Genomic DNA, 25,519 nt, shown 5'->3' with positions numbered 1-25,519 from the left:
TCTTATTATAGAAATATAATTTTCGTTATTTCAAATGAATTTATATATTTTTTACCGGTTCTTATAATTGACAGTAATACTTTCTTTCCATTTTTTTCTTTTATAAAAAGGTTGTTTTTTTATTTCTGCGTTTAAATTATCTAGACTTTTAGGATTAAAATATCCGTGTATTAATGCTTTTCTTATATTTTTTATATAGTCCAAATTCATATTAGAACTATCTATAGAAAGATTTGTTCTTTTGGTTTTTGAAATAACTAGATTAGAATTACTGTATAGTTGATTTGTTAATTTAGTTTGCAATGTTTTTTTAAACGGACTATCTTGACGACAATTCTTTAAATATTTATAAGTATTATATAGTTCTATGAGATTTGTTTGATAGTCTTCTTTCATAAATTTTAAAGATTCAAAACGGTCCATCAGAATAGCAATTAAAGAAGCATAAATGGTACTAGTAGACTTAATATTAGGTAATTTATATTCTGAAAGTGAAGTATAAGAATTAAGCCTATCCATAGATAGAGGTTCTAAATAATTACTAGGCTGTATTTTACCTAATGCTACTTTTAGTGTGGTATCTAATTCCTTTGAAAAACAATTTCCTAGTGCCTGGTAACTACTAATTTTATTCCCATAATGTTCTTTGTTTGAGATAGTACTTAATTTAGTAAAGAAGTAATCTCTAATATTTGAATTAGAAAAATTAGGAAATTCATGTGTGAAAGGCAATAAAAAAACACTTTTTTTTTGTGTTTCTAAATTATTAATTCCTAATGATAATAAATCAGAAAGTTCTGAAATTCTTTCAATTGAAATATAATAATGATAATCAATAATTATTTTTGGAGGAGTATTTTTATGATTTTGAGACCAGACATAATCTGTTTGTTTTGCACGAGAAGGTATAAATAAACCAGATTTATCGATAATCTCTACTTCAATCAGATCTGATTTTTTTCTTATAATAGAGCCTACTTCATGACTAATCCATTCATTTTTTGATGAGTCATATTGAAATATACTTAATGGTATTACTAAAAAACTATCTTCTTCATTTGTAATTAAATTCTGCATTTCATCTTGTAATAATCTAGGTTCTAGGGTACTATATATGCTATTTTCTAATGATTTTTTTAAATTCAAAATATCTCTATGTTTAAAGTCAGATTCATGTAGTGTTAAATAATCATTATAAAGAGATATTAATTCAACATTGAATTTATAAGGTGCCAAATCTTGATACTTCCAAGAATTGTCTTTTAAATTTAGTATTTGTAGCATGATATCAGTCATTATTGAGGCATAATCATTGGAGTTTAAGAAATCTTTTCGTTTTGTTTGTGCAAGTAATTTTAAAGTTTGGTAAGTTTCTTCTGAATTCAAAATAAAAATCCTTTCTAATTAGCTTATAATAATAAAAAAAATGATATTTATGTTTCAAACACTTTAAATAAATATAAGAGGAATAGATTTATCTTATATTTATTTATAAATTAGCGATGTTTTAGAGTGCAATAGTTTGTATAAGATTATCTATTTAGTTACAAATATTATTTATATTCTTTTCGTTACATTCTATACTGTAAGTTAGGTGAAATTCTCTAATGAACCTATTATTATTTTTTTTTTACTAAAATGGAAAAAATTCAGATTGTAGATAAAAGTAATAGTTGATATATTAGTTTTCAGTCTTTTAATAACTCTAAATAGCGGAGTGCCTTGAGGTATTTTTTTTAGAAAGGGGAAGAAAAGGGGCAAAAATTGACTGATGATTGGTTTTTTATGACAATTTTTGAATAGTCTAAGACATCTAAAATGTTGATATGAAAGTGTTTTGGAGCTTTTGATGTATATTTAAATAGTCTTTGAATCCCTACGTGCATTACACGGAAAAGCAGCTCGTATCAAAGAAATCCGTCGTTAATCTATCGCTATCAGATAGTGGAAAAACCCTTGATTATCAAGGGCTATTTTTTATATCAAAGAAATAAGAAGATAAGACTTATACTGTCAATAAGAAAAAAATTCTTGGACTATTTCTTATAAAGTATCCGTAAAAATAATAAAATCACATCGGACAATGGAGGTAGTTTTGCGGTTGCGCTAGGAAACTCTTAAAATACTTTTGTCACACGGACGGTATTCGGAAAATAAAAGCAGTTAGAAAAGGAGTTTGGAAATAATAGTTGTAGTAACACCAAATTCAATGAATGTTGTCCGCCAAACAATAAACACACAAACTGTTTTTTTAATTTTTCTAATTTGAAGAGCTACAACAATTCGGAGTAATCCAGCGGTTGTTTGTACAAGCTTGAGATTTCATCATATAATTCGCCTACTTTGATATTTGTTTGATAACTGGAGGATTGAAGTTGGCCCCCACCTTTTCAAATAATTTTCGACGAGACTTTCGAGAATATTGGCCAAGTATGTGGGTAGAACCGTGGTCAGATTGCTTGATATCTAGGATGGTTTCAATAGTGGTTGTTTTCTCAGCACCATTTAGATCTAATAAACCGAATACTTTTCCTTTATTGACTGCTAAAGATAAATGGTCAATGATCTTTCTGCCGCCAAGAGTCATTGTTAAATCTTTTGCCTCAATCACTTTATTCATGCTGATCCGCTCCTTTCATTAACAGAATACTGTCTCCTCTTAAGGGAGAGTCAATAGATAACCAATCATTCTCTGGAATTCACCGGTCAATAATTGAAGAAACACTTGCAGAGAGTGTTTTAAATATAGGTTTATATCTTTTTTACTGAAAAATACTTCCTTTATTTATAATAGCAAAACTTGAAGGATTGCTCTTTAAATAAGAAAAGTTTTTTGATTGATTTGGCGACCTGTACCTTTAGAAAGGCATAAAGTTCCTTAATGATAAAAGTAAATTCCTCAATTTTTTCTTAGCTATCTATGAATAGCAGAAACTAGAGTTATCATTGTTGAAAACCTGCGATTTAAGCAAAAAATTTATGGGGGATCTTTAAACTTTGAAGAGAAGAAAGAGGGCAGATTAACATCAAAAAAATATCGATGTAAGAATCAGTGGTCTAGATTTTTTAGAGCAAGAAAGAGGAATATAAAGAAAGATAATGGCTGTTACTGTATTGAATAACAGAAGTTTTAGATGTGAGGAGCTGTTCGAAGAGGATACTAAATTGAATGGATGTATCATTATGTTTATAAATGAAAAAAAAAGCGATAGCGAACAACCACCGAATAATCGTATAAATATCGGACTTGAGTTAGAAGCCCCTAATTTATACGATTATTTTCGGATAGTAACACTTGAAAATTTGTATGGAACAGAGTGGTTTTTTCTTATAAGTCTTCTAACTATCCAGTGATTTACACCAGAGGAAACAGTCGATCTAAGGTCACAAGAACGCCATCTTGGTCGTTTGAGGGACAAATTTCGTCTGCTACTGCTTTTACAGCATCTGGAGCATTATCCATGGCATAACCGCGCCCACAATAAGCGAGCATCTCTAAATCATTTCCACCATCACCAAAAGCGACACATTGTTCTGATGTGATACCCCAACGTTGGACTAATTTTTCTAATCCAGCAGCTTTATGGCAACTTGGGACAATCAAGTCTACAGATCCATGACCACTACTAGTAGGAACGAGTGATCCAGCTAATTTTTCCCGGAATAAGTCGCAATAGTACTCTGTTTTTTCTACGGGAACAGTGGGGGCAAATTTTAGAATCTGATCTTCGACTTGAGAAAAATCATCTACCCATGTCAATTTATGATAATAAATGTTGGTTAATTCAAAAAACTCTTTACTTACAGTCCCTCGCTCGCAATAAGCGCTGTTACGGCCACACATCACATTTTGTATTTCTGGGTTGTTTTTACACAGTTCGAGCACAGATTGAATGGATTCTTTAGGGATATCGGCGGAAAAGATAAATGTGTCTTTATCTTTGACTAAAGCACCATTCTCGGCGACAAAACTCATCTCGTTATGGTGATTAGGAAAAAGAGAACGCAATTGGTAATACTGATTGCCACTTGCCACAACAAATGCACAGCCGACCTCTTTCATTCTAGAAAAAATGGCATTAAATCTGTGGATGTCATAAGTATAATCACTTCTAGCAAATGTTCCATCCATATCTACAGCAACTAACTTGATATTGTGGGGATTCATATTCATTTTATACACTCCATTTTTTTAAGTAGGTAATTGACATGTGATTATAACGCTTTCATCAAATATTTTAACATGTATATACAATATTAACCATACTTTCAAAGAAAAAATTAATAAATAAGGTGTTAGCAAATGGAAACATTTATGCTCAGCTATCCTTCGTTTAGGAATAAAATCCTACATTTTGAGAAAAAAGAAAAAATAAAGAAAAGTTTTTAGGTATAATAAAGTGTATGGATATGCATTTCGCTAGATGATCTGTATCTTACATGGAAAAGAACCTAATTCGTGAGTTTTTTATCCAGTGGAGCTATTGTTGTATCACATGGCTTCTAACTGCTATTCTCAGGAGTAAGGCTGTCGGAGAAAGGAGAGAGTATCTTTGAATGAACATGTCAAAAATAGAATAAAATCATTTCGTTCACTTATTGAGGGGCTTGAGCAAGAACGACTAACTGCTGATAGTTGTAGTCAGCTATTTATTGATATTGAAAGGCTTCGTGGACATATTGAAGGCAGAGAGGTCAAACCATTTATCCATCTTATCATCTCATTACTTCAACAGGAGGGAGTCGTTTTTTTCAAAAAGGAACATTTGGTGTACACGAACAAACAAGTAAATTGTTTTTCTAAATATGCCAGCGGGGATGAATTTGCTGTTTATAGAGCTAGATTTGACGATCGAATTTTTGATTTACATACGATTGCGTCATTGTTATTGACTTATAGCAATCTTTTACCAAACTCATTCACGCATCCGTTTATCTTAGAAATACCTCATATGATTTTTAAAAAGCACGTAATTTTAGATAAAACTAAGATTGATTATGAAAAACTGCGATTTAAACATCTTGCACATATGAAGACCGCATTGAATGACATGATTGGTGAACATACTATCTTTACCAGATAGACAATCCAAAATCAAACATCATCAAAGCCACCATTAATACAACAAAGTAATCTTTTTATCCATAAAAATCCTTATTGATCTTAGTGAAAGACAAGGAGTCGATTAAAAAAGCGACAGGACATCTTGCAAGAAAGATGTTCATCGCTTTTTTAGTATGTACAAAAATAGAGAAATCTGTTTTTTTAAGTTATTATAAAAGACTATTACTAAATTTAGTGGATCATTAAACTAAGAAACTGTTTGATGATTCAGTACTATACATAAAATGGAATATCAATTAAGAAATTTTTTTGTTAATAATTGTTTACTTTTGCATTTAGAGGTCTGACATATAGGACTAAAAAAGAATCGGATAAGGTTCCAATCTATAATAGACAAATAATTGAATGATTAAAGGAGTAGTCGATGAAGAATAGTAAAAAAATATTATCATTTGTTTATTTATCATTGTTTGGGGTTTTTGGTTCAATAGTATTTGTCCCGCGAACACAGGCAATGACAATTGAGGGATACGACACATTAAATGGAGTTAAAGTAATTAGTAATGATGGACGGGTTGCTTATACTGAAGATGGCGAAGAATGGCGCTTTGATAGACAGTGGTATGCCCAAAATGAAACAAAAACAATAGCAGATCTCATTCATCATAAATTGGTGAAAGAATCGGAGACTATTGAATCAACAAGTACATCTACAATTGAATCTGATCCTTCTTCCACAGATAAGAAAGCAGATATGGTAGAGGATACATCTTCAAGTACAAGTACTTTGTTTTCCGAAAAAACAAGTGTACCTACTCAAATAAGTAATGAAAAAAGAAAAGGTGGAATAAGCAGCAAATTAGTAGAATCTAGCTCAGCTAAAGCAGACACTTCTGTAACAGAAGTAAAAGAGGAACCAGCTAAAGCAGATACTTCTGTAACAGAAGTAAAAGAGGAACCTCAGAATCATAAGAGTAATGAATCTGTACCAAAAGTTTCACAAAAAGAGGACAATTTGTCCACGATGACTGAAGGAGAAAATACGGAAAATGATTTCTCTATAGAAAAAGGAACAATTGATTCAACTATAAAAATCTCTTCGAGTAATTCAACAGTGCAGATGCTTCGAAAGGAATTGCCCAAAACAGGAGAAAATAGGAAACCATCTGCAGTGATGAAATGGAGCGGCCTATTTCTATTACTAGTAGGAATAGGTACCATTTGTTTAAATAAAAATTCCTATAACGACCAGTAAGTAAAAGGTGAAAAATATGACTTAATTAGAAAAGTAAGAAAGGAAATGTATAATGAAAGAATTAACGACAAAAAAAATGAACAATATAGGTATTCCTATAGCTATCCTTAGCTTAATGATCGGGTATGCTATCTTAACAGTAGGAGTACCTATCATCGAAAGCATTTCACTGGCAGCTGGAGGATTTGTAGGATTATATAGTCTTTTTGGAATAGAAGGCTTAAAAGTCGGTTTCAAGAAACCTAAAAAAGGAATACGAACTTTTCTATATTTCTATGTTTGTGCGGTTGTTTTAAGTTTGGTAATGGCATCTGTTGTAAAAAATATCTTACACGCATCGACTGCAGCGAATGAAGTTACTGAACACTTATCCCCGTTGCTCCTTATCGAAACGTTACCTATGCTATTAGGGGAAGAACTTTTGACAATCGTTATCTTAGTCATTGTGGCTAACTTATTAGGTGGTACGAGAAAAGCAATAGTGGCTGGGGTTCTTGTTTCTTCTGTATTATTCGGGTTAATCCATCTACCGACTTATCAATGGAATCTATTGCAATGCCTTCTGATCATTGGAGTAGGAAGGATTCCTTTTACTGTAGCTAGTTTGAAAAGTGATTCGATATGGGCTGGTTATTTTGTCCATGTTGCGTATGATTGGACAGCTTTCATTGTTATTCTACTTTCAATGAAAGGATTTTTTTAGCCACAGATTAATTGAGAATTTCTAGCAAGAAAGCCGATTTATTTAAGAAAGTATAGTGACAGAAAGGCCAAACCATCAAAGACTTTGACTACTGTGTGCTTCAATTGGGTGAAACCTTTGATTTAGTCAGATGTGCCCACTTATCGGAACGGAGGGATTCTATGAATTTTGGTCCAAAGATCAGAGAAATTCGAATAAGTAAAGGATACTCCCAAAAAGCAATTTATCAAGATATCATCTCTAAATCGTATGCTATAGAATTTGAAAAAGGAAAACATAGTATAGCGACGACCCTTTTGATTGAGATATTAGATCGTTTGTCAATGGATATAGATGAATTTCTGTTTATAGACAAGGGATATCTTTTAAATGATTATTCTGCTTACATCTATAAACTATCCAAGTATTCTAATACACATGATCTAAAATCTTTGTATGAACTTTTAAAAAAATATGCAGATAAAACTAGAGTGATTGATCAGTTACGATTTGCAGAAATAAGATGTCGTATACAGGCAATCGAGAATTTTAATCGAACAGGAAGGTTTGATGATTCAGCAACAATCGAAGAAGATCGTGAAACGATTCAAAACTATCTAGTGGAAATTGAAACCTGGACATTAAGAGAGATCCAATTTTTTGGAAACACGATTGAGTTTTTGGATTTTGAGCAACATTTTCCTTTATATGTTGAATATGACAAGGGACGAGAGATATTTTGTGCGATGTTGGTAAACGTAATTACTCAAGCTATCCGCCATGGCTATTTTGATTATGCAGAAGTCTTGATCTATCAATTACAACTACTTAGTTCAGACTATAAAGAATTTTTCCATCGATTATTAACAAAATATTTTGACAATATCTTATCCATAAAAAGGAACAGCAGGGATGGTCAAGCCATTGAGAATTGTAAAATAATCTTAGATTTACTTATTGAACTGGGGCATTCTTCGATTGTTGGTGAACTTAAAGCGTTGAGTACGGATGTTGTAGTTTCTAAATGAGAGGCACATTTGTAAAAATAGAGGTCGAGACAAAAGTCGTTTAGGTTTGAGAAATTGGAGAGAAAAGAGCGTGGGACAAAAGTAAGAAACACTTTTGTCTCATTCTTTAAAAACGAATAAAGGGTGCGCGCGGAAGCAAATTCTTCGTAAATAAGCCAAAATTCACAAAAATTTGAACAGTAATTTTCGTTAATTTCTTCTTATTTCTCGGAGTTAAACACTTCTGTCACAGCCTCTTTTTTCGAAATTTCCGAAAAACCTGACTTTTGGACGCTGTTTATTCGAGAGTCTGTACCAAAACTGATTTTTAGTTTTGGCCGACATTTGTACAGTCGATTCAAATAGATTAAAAAAGTTGATCAAACCAATTCAATGAAAAGCCGGATCATCTAAATGAGTTTATCCTTCGTATAAGATGATCCGGTCTATTTTTTGAAAACTAGCTTTGCAACACTATTTGTTTTTGTTCAACTTTTTTAAGCAAATCAACTTATCCTGCCTCGAGTTTGGCTATCTAGAAGTCCATATAATCGGTGACTCAAACATACAGTCGAATGATTGCAAGCGAAATGATCCCAATGATCACGATCACGAGCAGGCTTTTAGAAAGTACCGCAGCGAGGATCGTAGGGACAGAAGCAAGTAGATTTTCCATATTTATTTGAGGTAAATGACCTAAATCTTGGATAAAGAGACTATTGAACCATAAAGCAGACATGATCACAATAGGAACAAAACCCAAATATTCCAACAATGGAGCAGGTAGGTCAAATTTTTTTAACAAGGCAAAAGGAACAACTCTTGATAACCAAGTAGCAATTCCACAGCCGACAATCGTCAGTAATGTAAAATCAAAAGAAGGCATGTTTAATTATCACTCCAAATCCGCAACCAAGTAAGGTCACAATTACTATCAATAAATTACTTGGAATAACGATCAAACCAAGATAAACGAGAATCAATGTAAACAAAATAACTAATAATTGCAGTAAGCGATGAAGGGAACGGTCACTGATGACTTGTAGATAGAGTAGGCCAATAAACATCGCAACGATTGCAAAGTCTAGTCCATATTTATTTGGATCAGTAATCAGATTACCAATGACTGAACCGATGAATGTGGAGATTACCCAAGTAAGATAAGCTATCCAGTTTGCAGTATTCATCCATGAAAAATTCAATTTTCCACCTGTATGATTCAATTTATTCATTCCTAAAGCAAAACTTTCATCTGTTAACAAAGTACCAAGAAACAGATTTTTAGCAAGTGATTCTTTTTTAAAGAAAGGTGCTAAAGTCATACTCATCAAGATCATGCGCGCATTTACTAAAAAAGTTGAAAAAATAATCGACAGGATCGGGCTGTGAGAAACTAGCATGGTGACAGTAATGAACTGTGCAGACCCTGCATAGATCAGCAAAGACATGAGGGTTACGACAAAAGGTGAAAAACCCGCTGCCTTTCCGACGATACCAAAAGCAATACCGATTCCAATGTAACCGAAAACTGTAGGTAGAGTATCAGTAATGGCTGTACGTTGATTAAGGTTACCATTCAAATTGTTTTTCTCCTTTCAAATAAATAATTGTTATTACTATATTCTTGTAAGATAGGGTAAGTCAACCATAATTTGTCTTTTTTTAGGGATAATAATGAAAAAAATAGTGGGAAATTCAGTGTAAGTGACTATAGGATCACGCAAAAAATATTGACTTAGAGTATACTCTAATTAGTAGTCTTAAACGAGGACAATAAGAGAAGAAATGAGTCATGGAGGGGGCAAATGGAAATTCGTTTATTGAAATATTTTTATACAATTGCGCAGGAGAAAACGATTTCGCAAGCAGCGGAAGTTCTACATCTCACGCAGCCAACATTGAGTCGGCAATTACGAGAACTAGAAGAAGAATTAGGAACAGAATTATTTATTCGTGAAAAACGCAAGATGGTCTTAACTGAGGCGGGGCGCTTTTTAAAAGATCGTGCAGAAGAAATATTGGATTTGACAGAACAGACGCAGTGCGAATTTAAAAATCGGAAACATCAATTATTCAGTGGTCATTTCTCAATTGGGTGCGTTGAAGCAGATAATTCGGATACTTTAGCTATGATGCTAGAAGAACTTCTCAGCGATTATCCCGAAGTCCATTTCGATCTGTATAGTGGAACTGGGGATGAGATAACTGATCGTTTAGATAAGGGATTAGTGGATTTAGCGATCTTGCTGGAGCCGGTTTCAACAGAAAAATACGAAACGATTGTTTTGCCAAGAAAAGAAAAATGGGGTCTTTTAGTTTCAACAGATTCTTTTTTAGCGCAAAAAGAAGAGCTCACAAAAGATGAACTACAAGGTGTACCATTACTTATTTCCAAGAGACCGGAAGTCCAAGACTTGTTAAGTCGCTTTATGGGAAAAGATGTAACAGATTTAACGATCATCGGTACGTTTAATTTGATTTTCAACATCTTCTCATTAGTTGAAAATAATGTTGGTTCAGCATTTGTGATCGAAGGAGTCATTACTGGCCGAGAAGTAGATACGTTAAAATTTCTGCCTTTGTCACCAACGATTGAAACAAATTGCGTACTTGTATGGAAAAAGAAACGCTCCCTTTCACCAGTTGTAAAGGAATTGATTCATCGTTTCAGCACTGCGTTTTCAAATTGAAAAGTTCTCACATCTATACTTAGTAAGCATAGATATTTCGGTAGTTAGGTATTATACATTTTTAGTTTCCGCCAGTAGAATGAAAAACGAGAGAAGGTGGAAGAATGGTCGCTATCGTTTATTTTTCAAGAGCAGAAGAGAACTTGATCAATGGGCCCCATCAGTTGCTTACTAAAGGGAACACCCAGATAGTAGCTGAGAATATCGCACTAAAAGTGAATGGGCAAATCTATGGAGTATAAACGATTGATCCTTACCCAAGTAGATATCCAGAGGCAGTAGCAAAGGCAAAACTAGAAAAAGCATATTGCCTCGCATCCAAGCAATCCCATCTAGTATTCTCACAGAATTCATCATATTTTTAGGCTATCCGAATTGGTTGGGCTGTTATCCGTAAGCAGTCGCGAGTTTCTTAGCTACTACGTCAACCAAGAAGAAGATAATCTATCCTTTTTGTACACATGAAGGTTCTTCATTTCTGCCATAGTCTAGATCAACTACGTCAAGCATGTCCTGAAGCAATGATCAAAACAGGTTTAGCCATTCGCGGTTCTCGTGTCAGCAAGGCAGACCAAGCAATTGACAATTGGCTAAAGTATGTTTATTTTCAATAAAGATCGACAGAACTGTTCAAAAAAATCGATGAAGCTTTATAGAAAAAAGGAATGTGGGACAAATCTCAGTTTTGCTACAGATTCTTGAATAAACGGCGTCCAAAAGTCAGGTCTTTCGGAAATTTCAAAAAAACGAGCGTGGGACAAAAGTGAGAAACACTTTTGTCTCATTCTTTAAAAACGAATAAACGGTGGGAGCAGAAGCAACTCCTTCTTAAATAAGCCGAAATTCACAAAAATTTGAACAGCAATTTTCGTTAATTTCTTCTTATTTCTCGGAGTTAAACACTTCTGTCCCAACCTCTTTTCTCTCCAATTTCTCAAACCTAAACGACTTTTATCTCGACATCTTTTTGTTGTTTTGTGTGGAAGATATCATTGTTTCTCCATGTGTCCTGACCATTTTTTTCAGAATATATACCCTACTACATTTGTCATTCGAAAGAACAGCATAGCAATTTTCTCATGACGTTATTCTTTGATGATCAAGCCCATCAAAGTGGAGAAGCGTAAAGCCTGATAAGTCGAGACTTTGCATCCTTTTAGATCATCCATTGAAACAGTTAAGGTCTCAAAGTGAGAAGTACTCAAATCAACACCCTTTAAAGGAGTTTGCACAAAATTAGCTTCATTTAAATCGCATGTATCAAAAGCCGGATGTTTGAATTTACATCGATAGAAATCAGTTCCTTTCAATTGTGAATGGACAAAGCGAATGTTTTCGAGTTTTGAAAAACCAAAAGTTGCAAGGTTTAAGATGCAATCTTGAAAAGTAACATGGTGGATCGAGGATTCAGGAAAAGACGTCCCTAAGAGTTTGCAATTGATGAATTCCGCGCGATGAATTGATGCTTTGGAAAGATCAGCATTCGAAAAATCGCAATTCTTGAAGCGAACGTCAACAACTTCAAGCATACTGAAATCAGTATTCGTAAAAAGACAGTGGTCAAATTCCATATGATAAAAACGTGGCCGTTCAAGGGACGAATCCATGAATTCAGAACCAGAAACAGTACACATTTCGAGAATGGGATCTTCTTCATAAAAAATATCTGAGAAACGCTTACTTTCTAATTGTGCCGTGATTTTAGGCGGTATGATCTTCATTGATTACCCAACTTTCATTATACTTGTTGATATAGAGGTACAAGTTCAAGCAAAGTATACCATGAAAGAACGGATAATATATTGCAAAATACAGCAAAATATCGCAAAAAAATGCACAGTGGATTAAACTATCACTTAGGGGGCGATTTCATGCTGATGGAAGATCGTTTGACGAAGATAAAAAATAGTTTAAAAGAACATCAGAGTGTCACTATAGAGGATTTGGCAGAAGAGCTAGGTGTATCAAAAGATACGGTCCGTCGCGATTTGATTAAACTAGAAAAACAAAAATTTTTACGGAGGACACACGGCGGGGCAATTCTGCCGGAAGAAAAAGCACCTATTTTTGACTATGAACAACGAGCAAGCAAAGCCAATCAAGTGAAAATCGCATTGGGTGAAAAAGCAAGTTCATTCATTGAAGAGAACTGTTCGGTCATCTTCGATTCTTCCACTACAGTTGAGAATGTGATCCATCATTTATCTGATAAAAAAATAAATGCTGTTACAAATTCCTTGGTGCATGCAATGTTACTAGCAAAATTAAATGGCACGACTATTTCTCTTTTGCCTGGAAAATTACACAAGACGCAATTGTTTCTTCATGGTACAGAAACGATTGAACAATTGAAGCAATATAAAGTAGATTATACTCTTCTTGGAATCTATGCTTTATCAAGTGAGGGAGTGTTCATCCATACGAAAGAGGAAGGATTGGTCAAAAGACAGATGGTCAAACAAGCCGCTACTGTCATTGCTATTGCGGATCATACGAAGTTGGACAAAACTGGGTTCTTTAAAGTATGTGAGTTGGCGGAAATCGATGTGCTAGTTACGGATAGTCCTTTATCAAAAACGCTAGAGGAAGCATTAATTCAAAATCATGTAATTTGTGTATGTTTAGAGAAAAGGAGCACGAAAAGATGAGCAAAAAAATCATTCTAACCACAGTGAAGGAGCCAATGACATTTTTAGATGTCCCACCTGTTTTCTTGACTGAAGAAACAATGGAAGAAAGAAAAAATAAGTTGATCACACGTATGAAAGAAGAAGGAATCGATACACTAGTTATTTATGCAGACAAAGAACATGGAGCGAATTTTGAATATTTGACAGGATTTATTCCAAGATTTGAAGAGGGATTATTGGTGATTGAAGCAAGTGGCAACGATACTTTGATCGTAGGGAATGAAAATCTAAAGATGCATGCTCATTCAAGGATTTCAACGAAATTGATCCATTATCCGCCTTTTTCACTACCAAATCAACCGATGACAAATGAAGAATCTTTAGCGGAAATTTTTGCTACTCTAGGGTTTAAGGAAAAAAATAAGATCGGATTGATCGGTTGGAAGATGTTTACGACTCAGAAAGTTGCCGCTTCTAAATTATTTGACCTTCCATATTTCATTGTTGAAGCCATCAGACAAGCTATTGATGCCAAAACTGAACTTATAAGTGCCACTTATCTGATGATTGGAGAAAACGGTGTTCGTAGAGAAAATAATGCAAATGAACTTGCGCATTATGAGTATGGAGCAAATTTAGCATCAAGATGTATGCTCAACGCACTTAATAAAATTGAAGTTGGTATCAAAGAAGTTGAAGTGGCAGAACAACTGAATGGCGAGGGGCAAACCAATACAGTGGTCACGATCGCAGCTACAGGAACGCGCTTTGACTATGCTAATCTCTACCCCACACATAAAAAAATCAAACAAGGTGATGCCTTGTCTTTAACGACTGGGTTTAAAGGGGGGCTTTCTAGTCGAACAGGATTCGTTGTTGAAAAAGCAGAGGAGTTACCTATGGAGCAAGCTGATTATTTAGAGCGGGTAGCAAAACCTTATTTCAAGGCGATTGTCACTTGGCTTGAGAATCTCAGAGTTGGTTTAATCGGAAAAGAAATGTATCAATTGATTGAATCTGTATTACCGAAGCAGCTGTTCCATTGGCATTTGAATCCTGGACATTTAACAGCCGATGAGGAATGGATGGCCTCTCCTATCTATGAGGATTCCACAGAATGTCTTGCTAGTGGCATGATTTTCCAACTGGATATTATCCCATCTGTTCCCGGTTATGCTGGGGTCAGTGCAGAAGAATGTGTAGCAATTGCAGATGAAGAACTTCGTACCTCGATCAAAGAAAATTATCCTGAGTTATGGGAAAGGATCTGTATCCGCCGAAACTATCTTGAGAAAGAACTGAATGTCTGCTTGAATAAGGATATTTTGCCTCTTTCGAATACGGTTGCTTACCTTAGACCTTTTTATTTGGCAAAAACAAAAGCTTTACGGGTGACATAAAAGTATCTGTGGAAAGAATCAAATGGAAGCATAGATAAAAAATGTCACAAAAATTATGATCCGACTATTTGAGAATTACAGCCTATTTTGAGTAGATTGGTTCTGCCTTAGGCGTTTATTCGTATTTAGAGTGTGGGGTGAAAGTATTCTTTGCTTTTATCTCACTTTTCTACAAGTTACTTTAATTAGGAGTAGATTTTTTTACTAAAGTAGCTTATAGTTTTTTGTGAAAACGTTTTAAATTAGGAGGGCACTGTGAAAAAAATACTTTCGATTGATGCAGGCAGAAAATATTTTTCAAAAGAACAATTGGAAACCATCATTGAAAAAGCTTCTCAAGCTGGTTTTACAGGAATCGAAGTGATTTTAGCAAACAACGGACTACGTTTTATCTTGGACGATATGGCGATCAATGGACAAGTCCAATACTATGAAAGTGAAAAAGTAAAAGAGGCATTAATCAAAGGAACGAAAAAATATTATGATGATCCAAATGGCTGTTATTTATCGCAAAAAGACATGGACTATTTGTTGCAATCCGCAAAAAAACGAAGCATCGAACTGATACCGGTAATCAATAGTCCCGGACACATGGATGCTATAGTTGAAGGAATGAAACATTTAGGTATTCAAGCTCCCGCTTTTCGCACATCACGAAGTACCATCGATTTAGCGAATCAAGAAGCGGTTGACTTTACGCGTCAATTAGTTAAAAAATATATAGACTATTTTTCGGGAAAAGTAGGTTACTTCAACCTTGGCTGTGATGAGTATGGGAACGATGTAAAAACAGAAGGAGGGTGGCTAGGACTCCTAGATAAAGGGGATTATGCGAAGTTTATAGACTATACGAATGAACTTGCCGCAATGGTCAAAAACAATAAAATGGAACCAATCGTCTTCAATGACGGTATCTACTATAATGCAGATGAACGCTATGGGCAGTTTGACCCCGCGATCATCGTTGCATATTGGACAGCTGGTTGGAAGGGGTATGAAGTATGCCAACCAGAATTTTTAGTAGCTAAAGGGCATCGTTTGTTGAATACGAATGACAGCTGGTACTGGGTGATCGGGCGTAATACAGAAAAAGATGGGTATTACCATTTTGAGCAAGTGCTTGAGGGCATCAAGAGGACCGAGATAAGTCAGGTGCCAGCGGCTGTTGAAAAATTACCGATTATTGGAAGCATGTTTGGCATTTGGGCAGACGACCCCGAGCGCCCGTTCGATATGCAGGCGCTCGATCAATTGATTACTCGTTATTCTAGTTACTGGAATCAACAGTTTCAATGATTGTGGTGTCTTGAATCATAGGTATGGACGTAATTTTTCACTAGGATCGAAATAAAGATACTCATAATTCCTAATCCGAATGTAGCGTATAGGATGGTGAATAATTTTCCTAATACTGTAACAGGATGGATATCACCAAAACCGATAGTGGTCAGTGTAATGAAACTCCAGTAAAAAGAGTCAAATAAGGATACTTTTTCGAGAAAAGAAAAGCAGAACGTACCAATTGTTAAAGTAATCAACATTACAGAAAGTAGTGCTCGCATTTCTTCTTTTCTCAAAATAGAAAAAAATGTCTGGAACAATTTAAGTGTTGCACGAAAAAGGAACATCATCATGGCCTCCTTTGAGTAGATTTTATACTGTAAAGTTTACCATATGACTAGGATAATTGTTTTATGAGACCTATAAAGAACACTGATTATCATAGCTGATTGAGGAGAGTCTGTTCATATCTATTGTTCATCACGGAAATAACTGACATTTGATCTTAAAAATTTTCATTTGCAATTTGACTTGGAGAAACGTATGATTCTTTTAGTATATCGTGAGAAGTATGAACTTAGAGAAGCAAGCTATTTTTTGTGGACACGATTGATTAGTAACAAAATAGAAAATGGTTTCCTCCAATCAAACAAAAGCAGATCTCAATTGCACCATTGGTTGGATGTTTGATCTTGATCAAAGGACCACACATATCAGTTAAAATGAGGTGAACAACTAGTGAATATCAGAGAAGTAAGTGAAAAAAAAGGAATATCTCCAGATACCTTGCGCTATTATGAAAAGATTGGGTTGATCCCTCCTGTTCATCGGACAAAAGGAGGCGTCAGAGATTATACGGAAGAAGACTTGAATTGGGTAGATTTTACCATTTGTATGCGCAATGCGGGTCTTTCGATCGACTCTTTGATTACCTACAATAAATTATGTGAACAAGGAAATGAAACAATCGAAGCACGAAAAGATTTGCTGATTGAAGAGAGTCAGCAATTAGCGAAAAAAATCGAAGAGATGCAGGAATGTTTTGATCGATTAGAGGGAAAAATAAAGAATTACGATCGACTCCTAGTAAAGAACGTATAAAAAGAGGTCGAGACAAAAATCGTTTCGATTTGAGAAATTGGATTCTATAATAATTGGTGTTGTTACTCTTAGGAGTAGGAACACCAATTATTTTTTTATAACAAAAAGACATCTGGTTGCCCTATAATTAAATCGCCAAACCAAATCATAGGAGGAAAACCAAATGTCCACTAATGAGAATATCAAAATTAAAGAAAAAAGCATAGACAAAATAATCAAACAAAGACTAAAGTTATGGAGAGTTTTTCTGAAATTTACGAAAAAACTGACTTTTGGACGCCGTTTATTCGAGTGTCTGTACTAAAACTGAGATTTCTCCTACATTCTTTTCTTACTGTAACTGTTGTCTCAAACACTGCACCAGCACACTATCATTCAAGTGCTTGTGTCAAGTCTTCTATTAAGTCTTCTTCATCTTCTATCCCACAAGATAGACGGACGAGTGTTTCCGTCACCCCCATTTTTAGCCGTTCTTCTTCTGGCATACTCGCATGTGACATTGCCCAAGGATAGGAAAGAATCGATTCCACGCCACCAAGACTGACCGCAACGATTGGCAATCGACAGTTAGTAAATAAAGACTGGATCTGCTCGACCGTTTCCAATTCAAAAGAGAGAATTGCTCCAGAGTTCTCACATTGTTGGTGATGCACTTGATACCCTGGATGTTGTGCTAATCCAGGATAATAGACTTTTTTTACTTTAGCGTGTTCAGATAAAAAGGTGGCGATTTTAGAAGCATTCTTGATGGACTTCTCCATGCGTAATCCCATCGTTTTTACTCCACGCAATAATAGCCAAGCATCTTCTGGTCCTAAGATCCCACCTAATGCGATCTGATGCTCCTTTAATTTTTTATAAATCGCTTCTTGATTTGTAGCAACTAAGCCAGCTACTACGTCGCTATGTCCATTGATAAATTTAGTTGCACTATGTATGACGATATCTACGCCTAAGGATAAAGGGTGTTGCGAGAGTGGGGACATAAAAGTATTGTCGGAAACGGTAAGAATTCCATGTTTTCTGGCAGTTTCCGCTACTTTTCTAATGTCAGTGATCGTCAATAATGGATTTGAAGGTGTTTCGATATAAAACATTTTTGTTTCTTTTTTAATTGCTTTTTCCCAAGAATCATTATCTGTTTCATCTACGAATGTACAGTCAATCCCAAATCGTGAAAGAAACAAATGGATGCTATGGAAGGTGCCACCATAAATGTTTTTTCCTAATACCAGATGGTCACCTTTTGACAGTAAAAACAAGACCGCATTGATGGCAGCCATCCCAGAAGAAAAGGCCAATCCAAAAGTAGCATTTTCTAAAGAGGCGATATATTTTTCAGCAGCTTCGACCGTAGGGTTCCCAAAACGCGTATAGCTAAATCCCATATGGGTAAAGACATCTTGCTGATGAAAAGTCGATGCTTGATATTTGGGGATGGATGAAGCACCAGTAACAGGGTCGATCATCGGATAGTCATGCAGTAACTTCGTATTGATTTTCATGAATCGTTCCTCCAAAGTTTGTTTTCATTTGCGCATTAAAAGTAGCATACTCGTTCTCTTTATGTCAACGTTTTATTGATAAAAAATTATCAAAGGGGTTTTTAATTTAATAACATAGATTATTATAAAGAGTATACAATTATACTAATTTTTCTACATATAAAAAAACTAAAAAACGTTTGACTGATATAGTTAATTGTGATAATTTTTTATTGAAATATGTTTTTTTGATAAAAATTTATCACTCGAGGAGGGAACAATGACGAAAGAAGAAATAAAAATGCCTTATGAGAAGTACCGTCGAGCAAATGATTTTATTTTTATTTCAGGACAATTGCCAGTAGATCCAAAAACAGATCAACTGAGTGGCTCAACGATTGAAGAGCAAACGAAACAGGTAATGGCAAATATAACTGATATACTCAAGGATTTAGAACTAACTTTTGATCATATTGTAAAAGCTACTTGTTTTTTGGCAGATATTGAACATTTTGCAACATTCAATCAAGTATATCAAGAATATTTTGGTGAGCATTTTCCTGCTCGCTCTGCTTTTCAAGTAGGGGCTCTGCCAAAAGGTGCTTTGATCGAGATCGAATTGATTCTAATGGAAGAAAGTTAGGAGGGGAAAAATGAAGATTGTGATCATCGGTGGGATAGCGGCCGGCATGAGTGCAGCAGCAAAGGCTAAGCGTCTGGACCCATCCACTGAAATAATCGTGATTGAACAAGAAGAGTATGTTTCATTCGGGGCATGTGGACTTCCCTATTATTTAGGGGAGGAATTCAGTGATGAAAACGAAATGTTTGCAAGGACCCCAGAACAAATAGAGCGCTTGGGCATTCGTTTGTTATTAAAGCACAAAGCTCAAGCGTTAGATAGCGAGAAGAAACGAGTGCTAGTGGAGGATCTAGCAACAAATGAACGATTCTACGAGAAATATGATCGCCTGATGTTGGCAGTAGGTGCCAGTCCATTGCTTCCAGCTATTGCGGGCAGTGACTCTAAGGATGTTTATACGGCAACTAAATTATCAGAGATCAATAGATTTAAACAAGCGCTACCGAGCTATAGAAAAATCACCATCGTTGGTGGTGGTTTTATCGGGTTGGAATTAGCGGACCAATTGGTGAAAACGAGAAATGAAGTACATATAATCGAAACAAAAACAGAATTGATGAACCGAACATTCGATCAGGAATTCTCAGAGAAAATAGCAGAAGCGATCCAAGAAAAAGGTGTGAACCTCCATTTAGGAGAGTCAGTAGTAGCTATAGAACAACAAGGTGGGCGTGTCCATGCTATACAGACAAGTAAACAGCGATATGAAACTGATGCAGTGTTGTTTGCAATAGGATTCATCCCGAATACTGGTTTCTTGGATGGATAACTCGATTGTTTGGAAAATGGTGCTATCAGAATTGATACTTACGGACGAACCTCGCAAAAAGACGTTTTTGCCGCAGGTGACTGTGCCTCGATACCTCACCGTTTGTTGGGAGATGTTTATCTACCATTAGCTACGACAGCGAATAAAATGGGACGAATCGTGGGAATCAATATCAGTAGCGAGAAGGTAACAGAAGAATACGTAGGTGCATTAGGTAGTAGTGCGATCAAAATCGGAGACTATGAAGCCGCTAGTGTCGGGCTTACAGAAAAGACAGCGCAACAAGCAAAATTGGACTACAGTACTACTTGCGTAGAGGTAGCAAACCATTCGAACTATTATAGTGTGCAGGAAAAAATAAAAATCAAGCTTGTGTATGACAAACAGACAAAAGTAGTGTATGGTGCCCAATTATTCGGCAAAAATGAAACGGTACTCCGTTCTACGGGGTTAGCTGTGGCAATACATGGACAAATGACGACTAAAGAACTAGGATTTATTGATTTTGCGTACGCTCCTCCATTTGCTTCCACGTGGGAAGCAATCAATGTCGTTGCAAATACTGCAAAATAAAGGAGATGGATAAAGTGATCGGTGCCCCTTTTTTTACTCAATTTTTAAAACTAAGTAATTTTTATACAGTCTTTGGACTGGTCTTATTGTTAGGTTCATTAGCTATCATGAAATACATGAAAAATAAACGAGTCAATTTTTCAAAACGAATGATCTATGCTTTGATACTAGGTCTGATCTTAGGAATTGTTGTGGATCTAGTTGGTTCCACTAATGAAGTCTATACGGAATTTGCTCGAACAGAAATCAATACATGGTATGCATTAGTTGGATCGGGCTTTTTAAAAATGATCCAATTATTAGCTATTCCGGTCGTGTTTTTATCGATCATCAAAGTTGTGGTGGAAGTGAAAGGCGAGCGCTTGAAGCATCTAACAGGGAAAACTTTTGCCACATTACTTGGAACAACTGCGATCTCTGCATTGTTAGGTATACTTGTTGTGAAACTGTTTCAACTGAATGGTGCAGAATTTGCTGGTGATCTGGCAGCAGAACGAGTCGAAAACATGACTAATATCGCTTCGCAAAGTTTCCCAGAATTTTTCCTTAATCTTGTGCCTAATAACATCATCAGTGTCATGGGGAACAATGGTAGTATTGTCTCAGTCGTGATCATTGCGGCAATGTTTGCCGGCGCGATCCGTTTTTTAGAAGTAAAAAAACCAGAACAAGTTGCGCCATTTGTGACTCTGCTTGATTCTTTGAAAGTGACTGTGAATTCGGTGCTGACAAATGTCATCAAATTGATGCCTTACGGTGTGGTAGCATTAGTGAGTAATACGATCATTTCCAGAGGTATCCAAGCAATCATGGGGATGATCGGCTTTATCGCAGCATTATATACAGGTGTCATACTCATGCTTATCGTGTACGTGTTCCTTCTTATGGTACTGGGTGTCAACCCATGGATCTTTTATAAGAAAGCCTTCACGACGCTATTATTCGCTTTTTCATCCCATTCTAGTGTAGGTACTTTGCCTTATACACTAAAAACATTGAATGGAGATCTGGGTGTTTCATTGGAGACGTCAAATTTTGTCGCTACATTAGGAACATCGATTGGAATGAATGGGTGTGCTGGGGTATTCCCTGCGATGTTAGGTGTGTTGATGGGCTCGGCTGTTGGTGCAGAAATGAACCTTTCCTTTTATATTTTAGTGGTGGTCGTAGTTACCGTTGGCTCAATTGGTATAGCCGGCGTACCAGGTACAGCGACAGTCGCTGCAACCGTTACATTGAATGGGTTAGGTTTTGGTCACACATTGACAAGTATCGGTGCAATTTTTGGGATCGATCCGATCGTTGATATGGGACGTACCATGTTGAATGTAGCTGGTGCGATGGTTTCTGCCATCATGGTAGATAAGTGGGAAGGGACATTTGACAAGGAAGCTTTCTTGGCACCAGTAACGAAAAAGTCAAGTGAAGAATAAATAAAAGAAAAAAAGTGGAGAAAGGATGAGATTGGGACAGAAGTGTTTCTTACTTTTGTCCTACGCTCGACCTTTCTTTTTCATTTTGTTTTTTCGGCTATTTTAAGGTAGCGATAGACACTTGGATCAGAAATATTTAGGATCTTAGCCACTTGTGAGACTGCCCCTTTGATTTGGAATATCCCTTTTTCATTTAACTGACGAATGATCTCAACTTTTAAATCTTTATTTAGCGTGATTTGTTGATCCAATAAGTCTGGCGAAACAATCGAATAAATGATTCCTTCAATCGTTTCTTCCAAAATCTCAACAGAGTCAGAGAATAAAGCAGTGTCTAAGGCGACATGGGAGTGTGATTCTTTTGCTAAGCCAGCTAATCCCAGTATTTCTTGTGACAACTGCTGATATTTACTTATATCCTGATTGATACACAACAATCCAACCAATTCATTTTGATCATTTCGGATAAAAAAAGTAGCACCCTTCAAATTTTTTCCGTTGATCGTCTGGGATTTGTAGTTCACTAAATAGTCTTGTGTCAGATGTTTTTTTGAACGAATCAAGTCCAAAGCAAATCCAGTTACCGGTGAATCGATATCCCGACCGCTGATATGATTGTTTTCGATGGCGGCAATATGAAAGTGGTCCTCTTCAAGGTTATGTAGAACGATTTCATAATTTTCACCTAAAGCTTGACCAAGAAATTTGACTAATGAACTATAAAAATTCAAATTATTTTTATCCATTTTATCACCTGATAATTTTTTATTACCTCTATCATATCATGTATGCTTGTCGCTTTCATTAGAAAAATCGAAGAGAGTCGGTGGCAAATGGTGTTTTTCACTCTTAAATGCAGTATCTCTGTTCGCATTGCTAGCTTTTTTCTTATAGTATGTTTGAACTGATGGAATCAAAAAAATGGGTTGATCTCGCCTTTTTTTATTTTGACGATCAAGGATGGCTATCTAACGTGCTTAATGCTATAATTGTCCTTAAAAAATTTTACCTTAATATGAATGGGATGATAGAAGCAGTGACGAATTTTTTGAACGCAACCATAGAGCAACTACCACGAATCGTTGAAATCTATAATCAAGCAATTCCTGGCAAGATGACTACAGCAGATTTGAAACCAATCACAGTAGAGTCAAGAATCGACTGGTTTGAAGCGCATGACCCTGCTCATCGGCCTTTATGGCTTATCGAAGAAAAAGGTGAAGTTGTTGGTTGGATCAGTCTTAGTGACTTTTATGGACGGCCAGCTTATGATCAAACGGTAGAAATCAGTATTTACATTGATCAATCCTGTCAGAAACTTGGGCTTGGACAAAAAGCGTTGCATTTTGTCGAAAGCCAGTTGTCACGCCTGAAGATCGAAACAGTATTAGCCTTTATTTTTGATATCAATCAAGCAAGTCAACATCTATTTGAAAAGAATGGCTATGGTACTTGGGGATATCTGCCAAAAATCGCACACATGGGAGATCGTGTGATCGGATTAAATATTTTAGGTAAGACGTATCGTTCATGAGAATAGGCCAAGAGGATGAGACTAAAGTAAAAATTACTTTTAGCTCATCCTTTAAATTTGAAGAAAAGTACAGAAGTAAACTGTCAAAGGGAAAATCGAAATCCTCAAAAATGTGAAAAGTGTTTTTTTGAATTCCTGCTTATTTTTGAAGTGTATCACTTCTATCGCTATATTTTTTTACATATTACTACACAAATTGCTTGATTAGTGCTAAACTACATTTTGAAACAGGTTTTAAAACTGTACTAATCAATATCTCTATTTTTAATTAAATGGAATGAAAAAGGAGAAAAACAATGGCTGATAAAGTGAAACAAGGATCTAAAACTGTAGTAGAAAGTCTGATCAATCATCATGTGGATTATGTATTTGGGATTCCAGGTGCAAAAATCGATGGTGTGTTCAATGAACTAGAAGATGGTGGCCCTGAGTTGATCGTTACTAGACATGAACAAAATGCGGCTTTTATGGCTCAAGCAATCGGGCGGATCACAGGTGAACCGGGCGTAGTGATTGCTACAAGTGGACCAGGAGCAAGCAACCTAGCAACTGGGTTAGTTACTGCTACTGCTGAAGGTGATCCTGTTCTTGCAATTGCTGGTCAAGTAAAACGTAGTGATCTGCTAAAATTGACGCATCAAAGCATGAATAACGCAGCATTGTTCCAGCCTATCACAAAATATAGTGCTGAAATCCAAGATCCAGAAACGATTTCTGAAGTAATCGCAAATGCCTATCGTATGGCGAAAAGCTCTAAAAAGGGGGCAAGCTTCATCAGTATCCCACAAGATGTAGTTGATGCACCTGTTAAAAATGCAGTAATCCAACCTTTGAGAGACCCTCAATTGGGATCAGCATCAGCTTTAGATATCGACTATTTGGCTGAACGTATCCGTGAAGCTAAATTACCCGTCCTGCTTGTAGGAATGCGTGGGTCAAGTGAAAAAGAAACCACAGCAATCAGGAATTTAGTTGAAAAAACAGGCTTGCCTGTAGTAGAAACCTTCCAAGCAGCAGGAGTGATCTCCCGTCAGTTAGAAGAACATTTCTTTGGTAGAGTCGGACTATTTAGAAATCAACCTGGAGATATGTTGTTGAAACGTAGTGATTTGGTCATTGCAATTGGCTATGACCCTATCGAATATGAAGCAAGAAACTGGAATGCCGAAAAAGATGCGCGCATTATTGTGATTGATGAAACGCCAGCAGAAATTGATCCATATATGCAGCCTGAAAGAGAATTGATCGGAAATATCTCAGAAACATTAAATCTATTGACTGTTTCCTTAGAACCTCAACAAGTATCTGTTGACGCGAAGGAATACCTTGCTTCTTTACAAGAAAAACTTGCGGCAAGAGATATCGTTGAATCAAAAAGTGAAGAAGGAATCTTGCACCCATTAGAAGTGATCAATACGCTTCAAGCAAAAGTAACAGATGACATGACTGTGACTGTTGACGTCGGTAGTCATTATATCTGGATGGCCCGTCATTTTAGAAGTTATGAAGCACGTCATCTATTGTTCAGTAACGGCATGCAAACATTAGGAGTTGCCTTACCTTGGGCTATTTCTGCGGCGTTAGTTCGACCAAACACACAAATCATTTCAGTATCAGGGGATGGCGGTTTCTTGTTCTCTGCACAAGATCTTGAAACAGCAGTACGCAAAAAATTGAATATTGTTCATTTGATTTGGAATGACGGTCGCTACAACATGGTAGAATTTCAAGAGATCATGAAATATCAACGTTCATCTGGTGTCAACTTTGGCCCAGTTGATTTTGTAAAATATGCAGAGGCATTTGGTGCGAAAGGGTTACGTGTGACAAATGTGGAAGAATTGGATAAAGCATTAGCAGAAGGATTTGAAACAGAAGGTCCTGTGATCATTGATATTCCGATTGATTACCGTGACAATGAAAAATTAGGCGAAACGATCTTACCAGATCAATTTTATTAAGGAGATGCGAG

24 protein-coding genes and 1 pseudogene are annotated in these 25,519 nt (G+C 35.9%); 16 read left to right on the top strand and 9 right to left on the bottom strand.

The features are described from left to right. Nucleotides 1–51: 51 nt before the first annotated feature. From IGI47_RS09915 to IGI47_RS09905, 3 genes are all read right to left on the bottom strand, one after another. Nucleotides 52–1,386: a hypothetical protein gene (locus IGI47_RS09915; RefSeq protein WP_438761781.1), complete on the bottom strand. Its 1,335-nt coding sequence runs from the start codon at nt 1,384–1,386 to the stop codon at nt 52–54. 952 nt (nt 1,387–2,338) lie between these two features. Next, nucleotides 2,339–2,620 carry a hypothetical protein gene (locus IGI47_RS09910; RefSeq protein ID WP_438784097.1) on the bottom strand — a complete coding sequence of 94 codons (282 nt, stop codon included), beginning with the start codon at nt 2,618–2,620 and terminating at the stop codon, nt 2,339–2,341. A gap of 735 nt (nt 2,621–3,355) precedes the next feature. Continuing rightward, nucleotides 3,356–4,174 carry a Cof-type HAD-IIB family hydrolase gene (locus tag IGI47_RS09905; protein ID WP_438784096.1) on the bottom strand — a complete coding sequence of 273 codons (819 nt, stop codon included), beginning with the start codon at nt 4,172–4,174 and terminating at the stop codon, nt 3,356–3,358. Between the two features lie 379 nt (nt 4,175–4,553). Between IGI47_RS09905 and IGI47_RS09900 the strand changes: the two genes are divergently transcribed. From IGI47_RS09900 to IGI47_RS09885, 4 genes are all read left to right on the top strand, one after another. Then, nucleotides 4,554–5,084, top strand: coding sequence for a hypothetical protein (locus tag IGI47_RS09900; RefSeq protein ID WP_438784095.1), 531 nt, complete (start codon nt 4,554–4,556; stop codon nt 5,082–5,084). Nucleotides 5,085–5,489: 405 nt separating this feature from the next. Next, nucleotides 5,490–6,320 (top strand): hypothetical protein, encoded by an 831-nt coding sequence (locus IGI47_RS09895; RefSeq protein ID WP_438784094.1) that lies wholly within the window; start codon nt 5,490–5,492, stop codon nt 6,318–6,320. 52 nt (nt 6,321–6,372) lie between these two features. Beyond that, nucleotides 6,373–7,023 (top strand): CPBP family glutamic-type intramembrane protease, encoded by a 651-nt coding sequence (locus IGI47_RS09890; protein ID WP_438784093.1) that lies wholly within the window; start codon nt 6,373–6,375, stop codon nt 7,021–7,023. Nucleotides 7,024–7,184: 161 nt separating this feature from the next. Beyond that, the gene (locus IGI47_RS09885) at nt 7,185–8,030 is read left to right on the top strand and encodes a helix-turn-helix domain-containing protein (RefSeq protein WP_438784092.1); all 846 of its coding nucleotides are present in this window, start codon (nt 7,185–7,187) and stop codon (nt 8,028–8,030) included. 538 nt (nt 8,031–8,568) lie between these two features. Here the strand turns inward: IGI47_RS09885 and IGI47_RS09880 are convergent. Both IGI47_RS09880 and IGI47_RS09875 read right to left on the bottom strand, forming a co-directional pair. Continuing rightward, nucleotides 8,569–8,895, bottom strand: a complete 327-nt coding sequence (locus IGI47_RS09880; protein ID WP_311931343.1) for an AzlD domain-containing protein — start codon at nt 8,893–8,895, stop codon at nt 8,569–8,571. Continuing rightward, entirely contained in the window at nt 8,882–9,589 is a 708-nt protein-coding gene (locus IGI47_RS09875) for an AzlC family ABC transporter permease (RefSeq protein WP_438784090.1), read from the bottom strand. The genes IGI47_RS09880 and IGI47_RS09875 overlap by 14 nt, the downstream gene beginning before the upstream one ends. Nucleotides 9,590–9,814: 225 nt before the next feature. Here IGI47_RS09875 and IGI47_RS09870 point away from each other — a divergent pair, with 225 nt between their 5' ends. Both IGI47_RS09870 and IGI47_RS09865 read left to right on the top strand, forming a co-directional pair. Further along, a complete protein-coding gene (locus IGI47_RS09870; protein WP_438784089.1) occupies nt 9,815–10,699 on the top strand; it encodes a LysR family transcriptional regulator in 885 nt (294 codons plus the stop codon). Nucleotides 10,700–10,803: 104 nt separating this feature from the next. Next, complete coding sequence (locus IGI47_RS09865) at nt 10,804–10,941, top strand: hypothetical protein (protein WP_311931345.1); 138 nt, start codon at nt 10,804–10,806, stop codon at nt 10,939–10,941. A gap of 843 nt (nt 10,942–11,784) precedes the next feature. Here the strand turns inward: IGI47_RS09865 and IGI47_RS09860 are convergent. Beyond that, entirely contained in the window at nt 11,785–12,420 is a 636-nt protein-coding gene (locus tag IGI47_RS09860; protein ID WP_311931346.1) for a pentapeptide repeat-containing protein, read from the bottom strand. Between the two features lie 150 nt (nt 12,421–12,570). Here IGI47_RS09860 and IGI47_RS09855 point away from each other — a divergent pair, with 150 nt between their 5' ends. From IGI47_RS09855 to IGI47_RS09845, 3 genes are all read left to right on the top strand, one after another. Continuing rightward, nucleotides 12,571–13,347 carry a DeoR/GlpR family DNA-binding transcription regulator gene (locus IGI47_RS09855; RefSeq protein ID WP_438784088.1) on the top strand — a complete coding sequence of 259 codons (777 nt, stop codon included), beginning with the start codon at nt 12,571–12,573 and terminating at the stop codon, nt 13,345–13,347. Continuing rightward, on the top strand, nt 13,344–14,729 hold the full coding sequence (locus tag IGI47_RS09850; RefSeq protein WP_311931348.1) for a M24 family metallopeptidase: 1,386 nt from the start codon (nt 13,344–13,346) through the stop codon (nt 14,727–14,729). Before IGI47_RS09855 ends, IGI47_RS09850 begins: the two co-directional genes overlap by 4 nt. Nucleotides 14,730–14,984: 255 nt before the next feature. Next, nucleotides 14,985–16,025 carry a family 20 glycosylhydrolase gene (locus IGI47_RS09845; RefSeq protein WP_438784087.1) on the top strand — a complete coding sequence of 347 codons (1,041 nt, stop codon included), beginning with the start codon at nt 14,985–14,987 and terminating at the stop codon, nt 16,023–16,025. Here the strand turns inward: IGI47_RS09845 and IGI47_RS09840 are convergent. Next, entirely contained in the window at nt 16,019–16,357 is a 339-nt protein-coding gene (locus IGI47_RS09840; protein WP_224784466.1) for a potassium channel family protein, read from the bottom strand. The two genes, IGI47_RS09845 and IGI47_RS09840, sit on opposite strands and share 7 nt — an antisense overlap. Nucleotides 16,358–16,748: 391 nt before the next feature. On the opposite strand from IGI47_RS09840, the gene IGI47_RS09835 reads away from it, so the two are divergent. Next, nucleotides 16,749–17,111: a MerR family transcriptional regulator gene (locus IGI47_RS09835; RefSeq protein ID WP_438784086.1), complete on the top strand. Its 363-nt coding sequence runs from the start codon at nt 16,749–16,751 to the stop codon at nt 17,109–17,111. 371 nt (nt 17,112–17,482) lie between these two features. Here IGI47_RS09835 and IGI47_RS09830 read toward each other — a convergent pair whose 3' ends face one another. Beyond that, complete coding sequence (locus IGI47_RS09830; protein WP_438784084.1) at nt 17,483–18,616, bottom strand: trans-sulfuration enzyme family protein; 1,134 nt, start codon at nt 18,614–18,616, stop codon at nt 17,483–17,485. 259 nt (nt 18,617–18,875) lie between these two features. Between IGI47_RS09830 and IGI47_RS09825 the strand changes: the two genes are divergently transcribed. The 4 genes and pseudogenes from IGI47_RS09825 to IGI47_RS09810 all read left to right on the top strand — a co-directional run bounded on the left by IGI47_RS09825 (nt 18,876) and on the right by IGI47_RS09810 (nt 22,013). Next, nucleotides 18,876–19,238 (top strand): Rid family detoxifying hydrolase, encoded by a 363-nt coding sequence (locus tag IGI47_RS09825; protein WP_438784083.1) that lies wholly within the window; start codon nt 18,876–18,878, stop codon nt 19,236–19,238. 10 nt (nt 19,239–19,248) lie between these two features. Then, nucleotides 19,249–20,148 (top strand): annotated as a pseudogene (locus IGI47_RS09820) (FAD-dependent oxidoreductase); the annotation flags it as partial. A 6-nt stretch (nt 20,149–20,154) separates the two neighbouring features. Then, entirely contained in the window at nt 20,155–20,580 is a 426-nt protein-coding gene (locus IGI47_RS09815) for a hypothetical protein (protein ID WP_438784461.1), read from the top strand. A gap of 14 nt (nt 20,581–20,594) precedes the next feature. Next, nucleotides 20,595–22,013, top strand: coding sequence for a cation:dicarboxylate symporter family transporter (locus IGI47_RS09810; protein WP_311931355.1), 1,419 nt, complete (start codon nt 20,595–20,597; stop codon nt 22,011–22,013). Between the two features lie 80 nt (nt 22,014–22,093). Here IGI47_RS09810 and IGI47_RS09805 read toward each other — a convergent pair whose 3' ends face one another. Then, nucleotides 22,094–22,759 carry a helix-turn-helix transcriptional regulator gene (locus IGI47_RS09805; RefSeq protein WP_311931356.1) on the bottom strand — a complete coding sequence of 222 codons (666 nt, stop codon included), beginning with the start codon at nt 22,757–22,759 and terminating at the stop codon, nt 22,094–22,096. A gap of 227 nt (nt 22,760–22,986) precedes the next feature. Between IGI47_RS09805 and IGI47_RS09800 the strand changes: the two genes are divergently transcribed. Together IGI47_RS09800 and alsS are read left to right on the top strand one after the other, a co-directional pair. Then, nucleotides 22,987–23,547, top strand: coding sequence for a GNAT family N-acetyltransferase (locus IGI47_RS09800; RefSeq protein WP_438784081.1), 561 nt, complete (start codon nt 22,987–22,989; stop codon nt 23,545–23,547). Nucleotides 23,548–23,843: 296 nt separating this feature from the next. Further along, nucleotides 23,844–25,508 carry an acetolactate synthase AlsS gene (gene alsS, locus IGI47_RS09795; RefSeq protein ID WP_311931357.1) on the top strand — a complete coding sequence of 555 codons (1,665 nt, stop codon included), beginning with the start codon at nt 23,844–23,846 and terminating at the stop codon, nt 25,506–25,508. Nucleotides 25,509–25,519: the final 11 nt, after the last annotated feature.

This window comes from Enterococcus sp. AZ191 (assembly GCF_051713845.1).
GTDB classification, from domain to species: Bacteria; Bacillota; Bacilli; order Lactobacillales; family Enterococcaceae; genus Enterococcus_B; species Enterococcus_B durans.
Note: the sequence above shows the minus strand (reverse complement) of the source record. Positions and strands in the feature narration are given on the sequence as shown.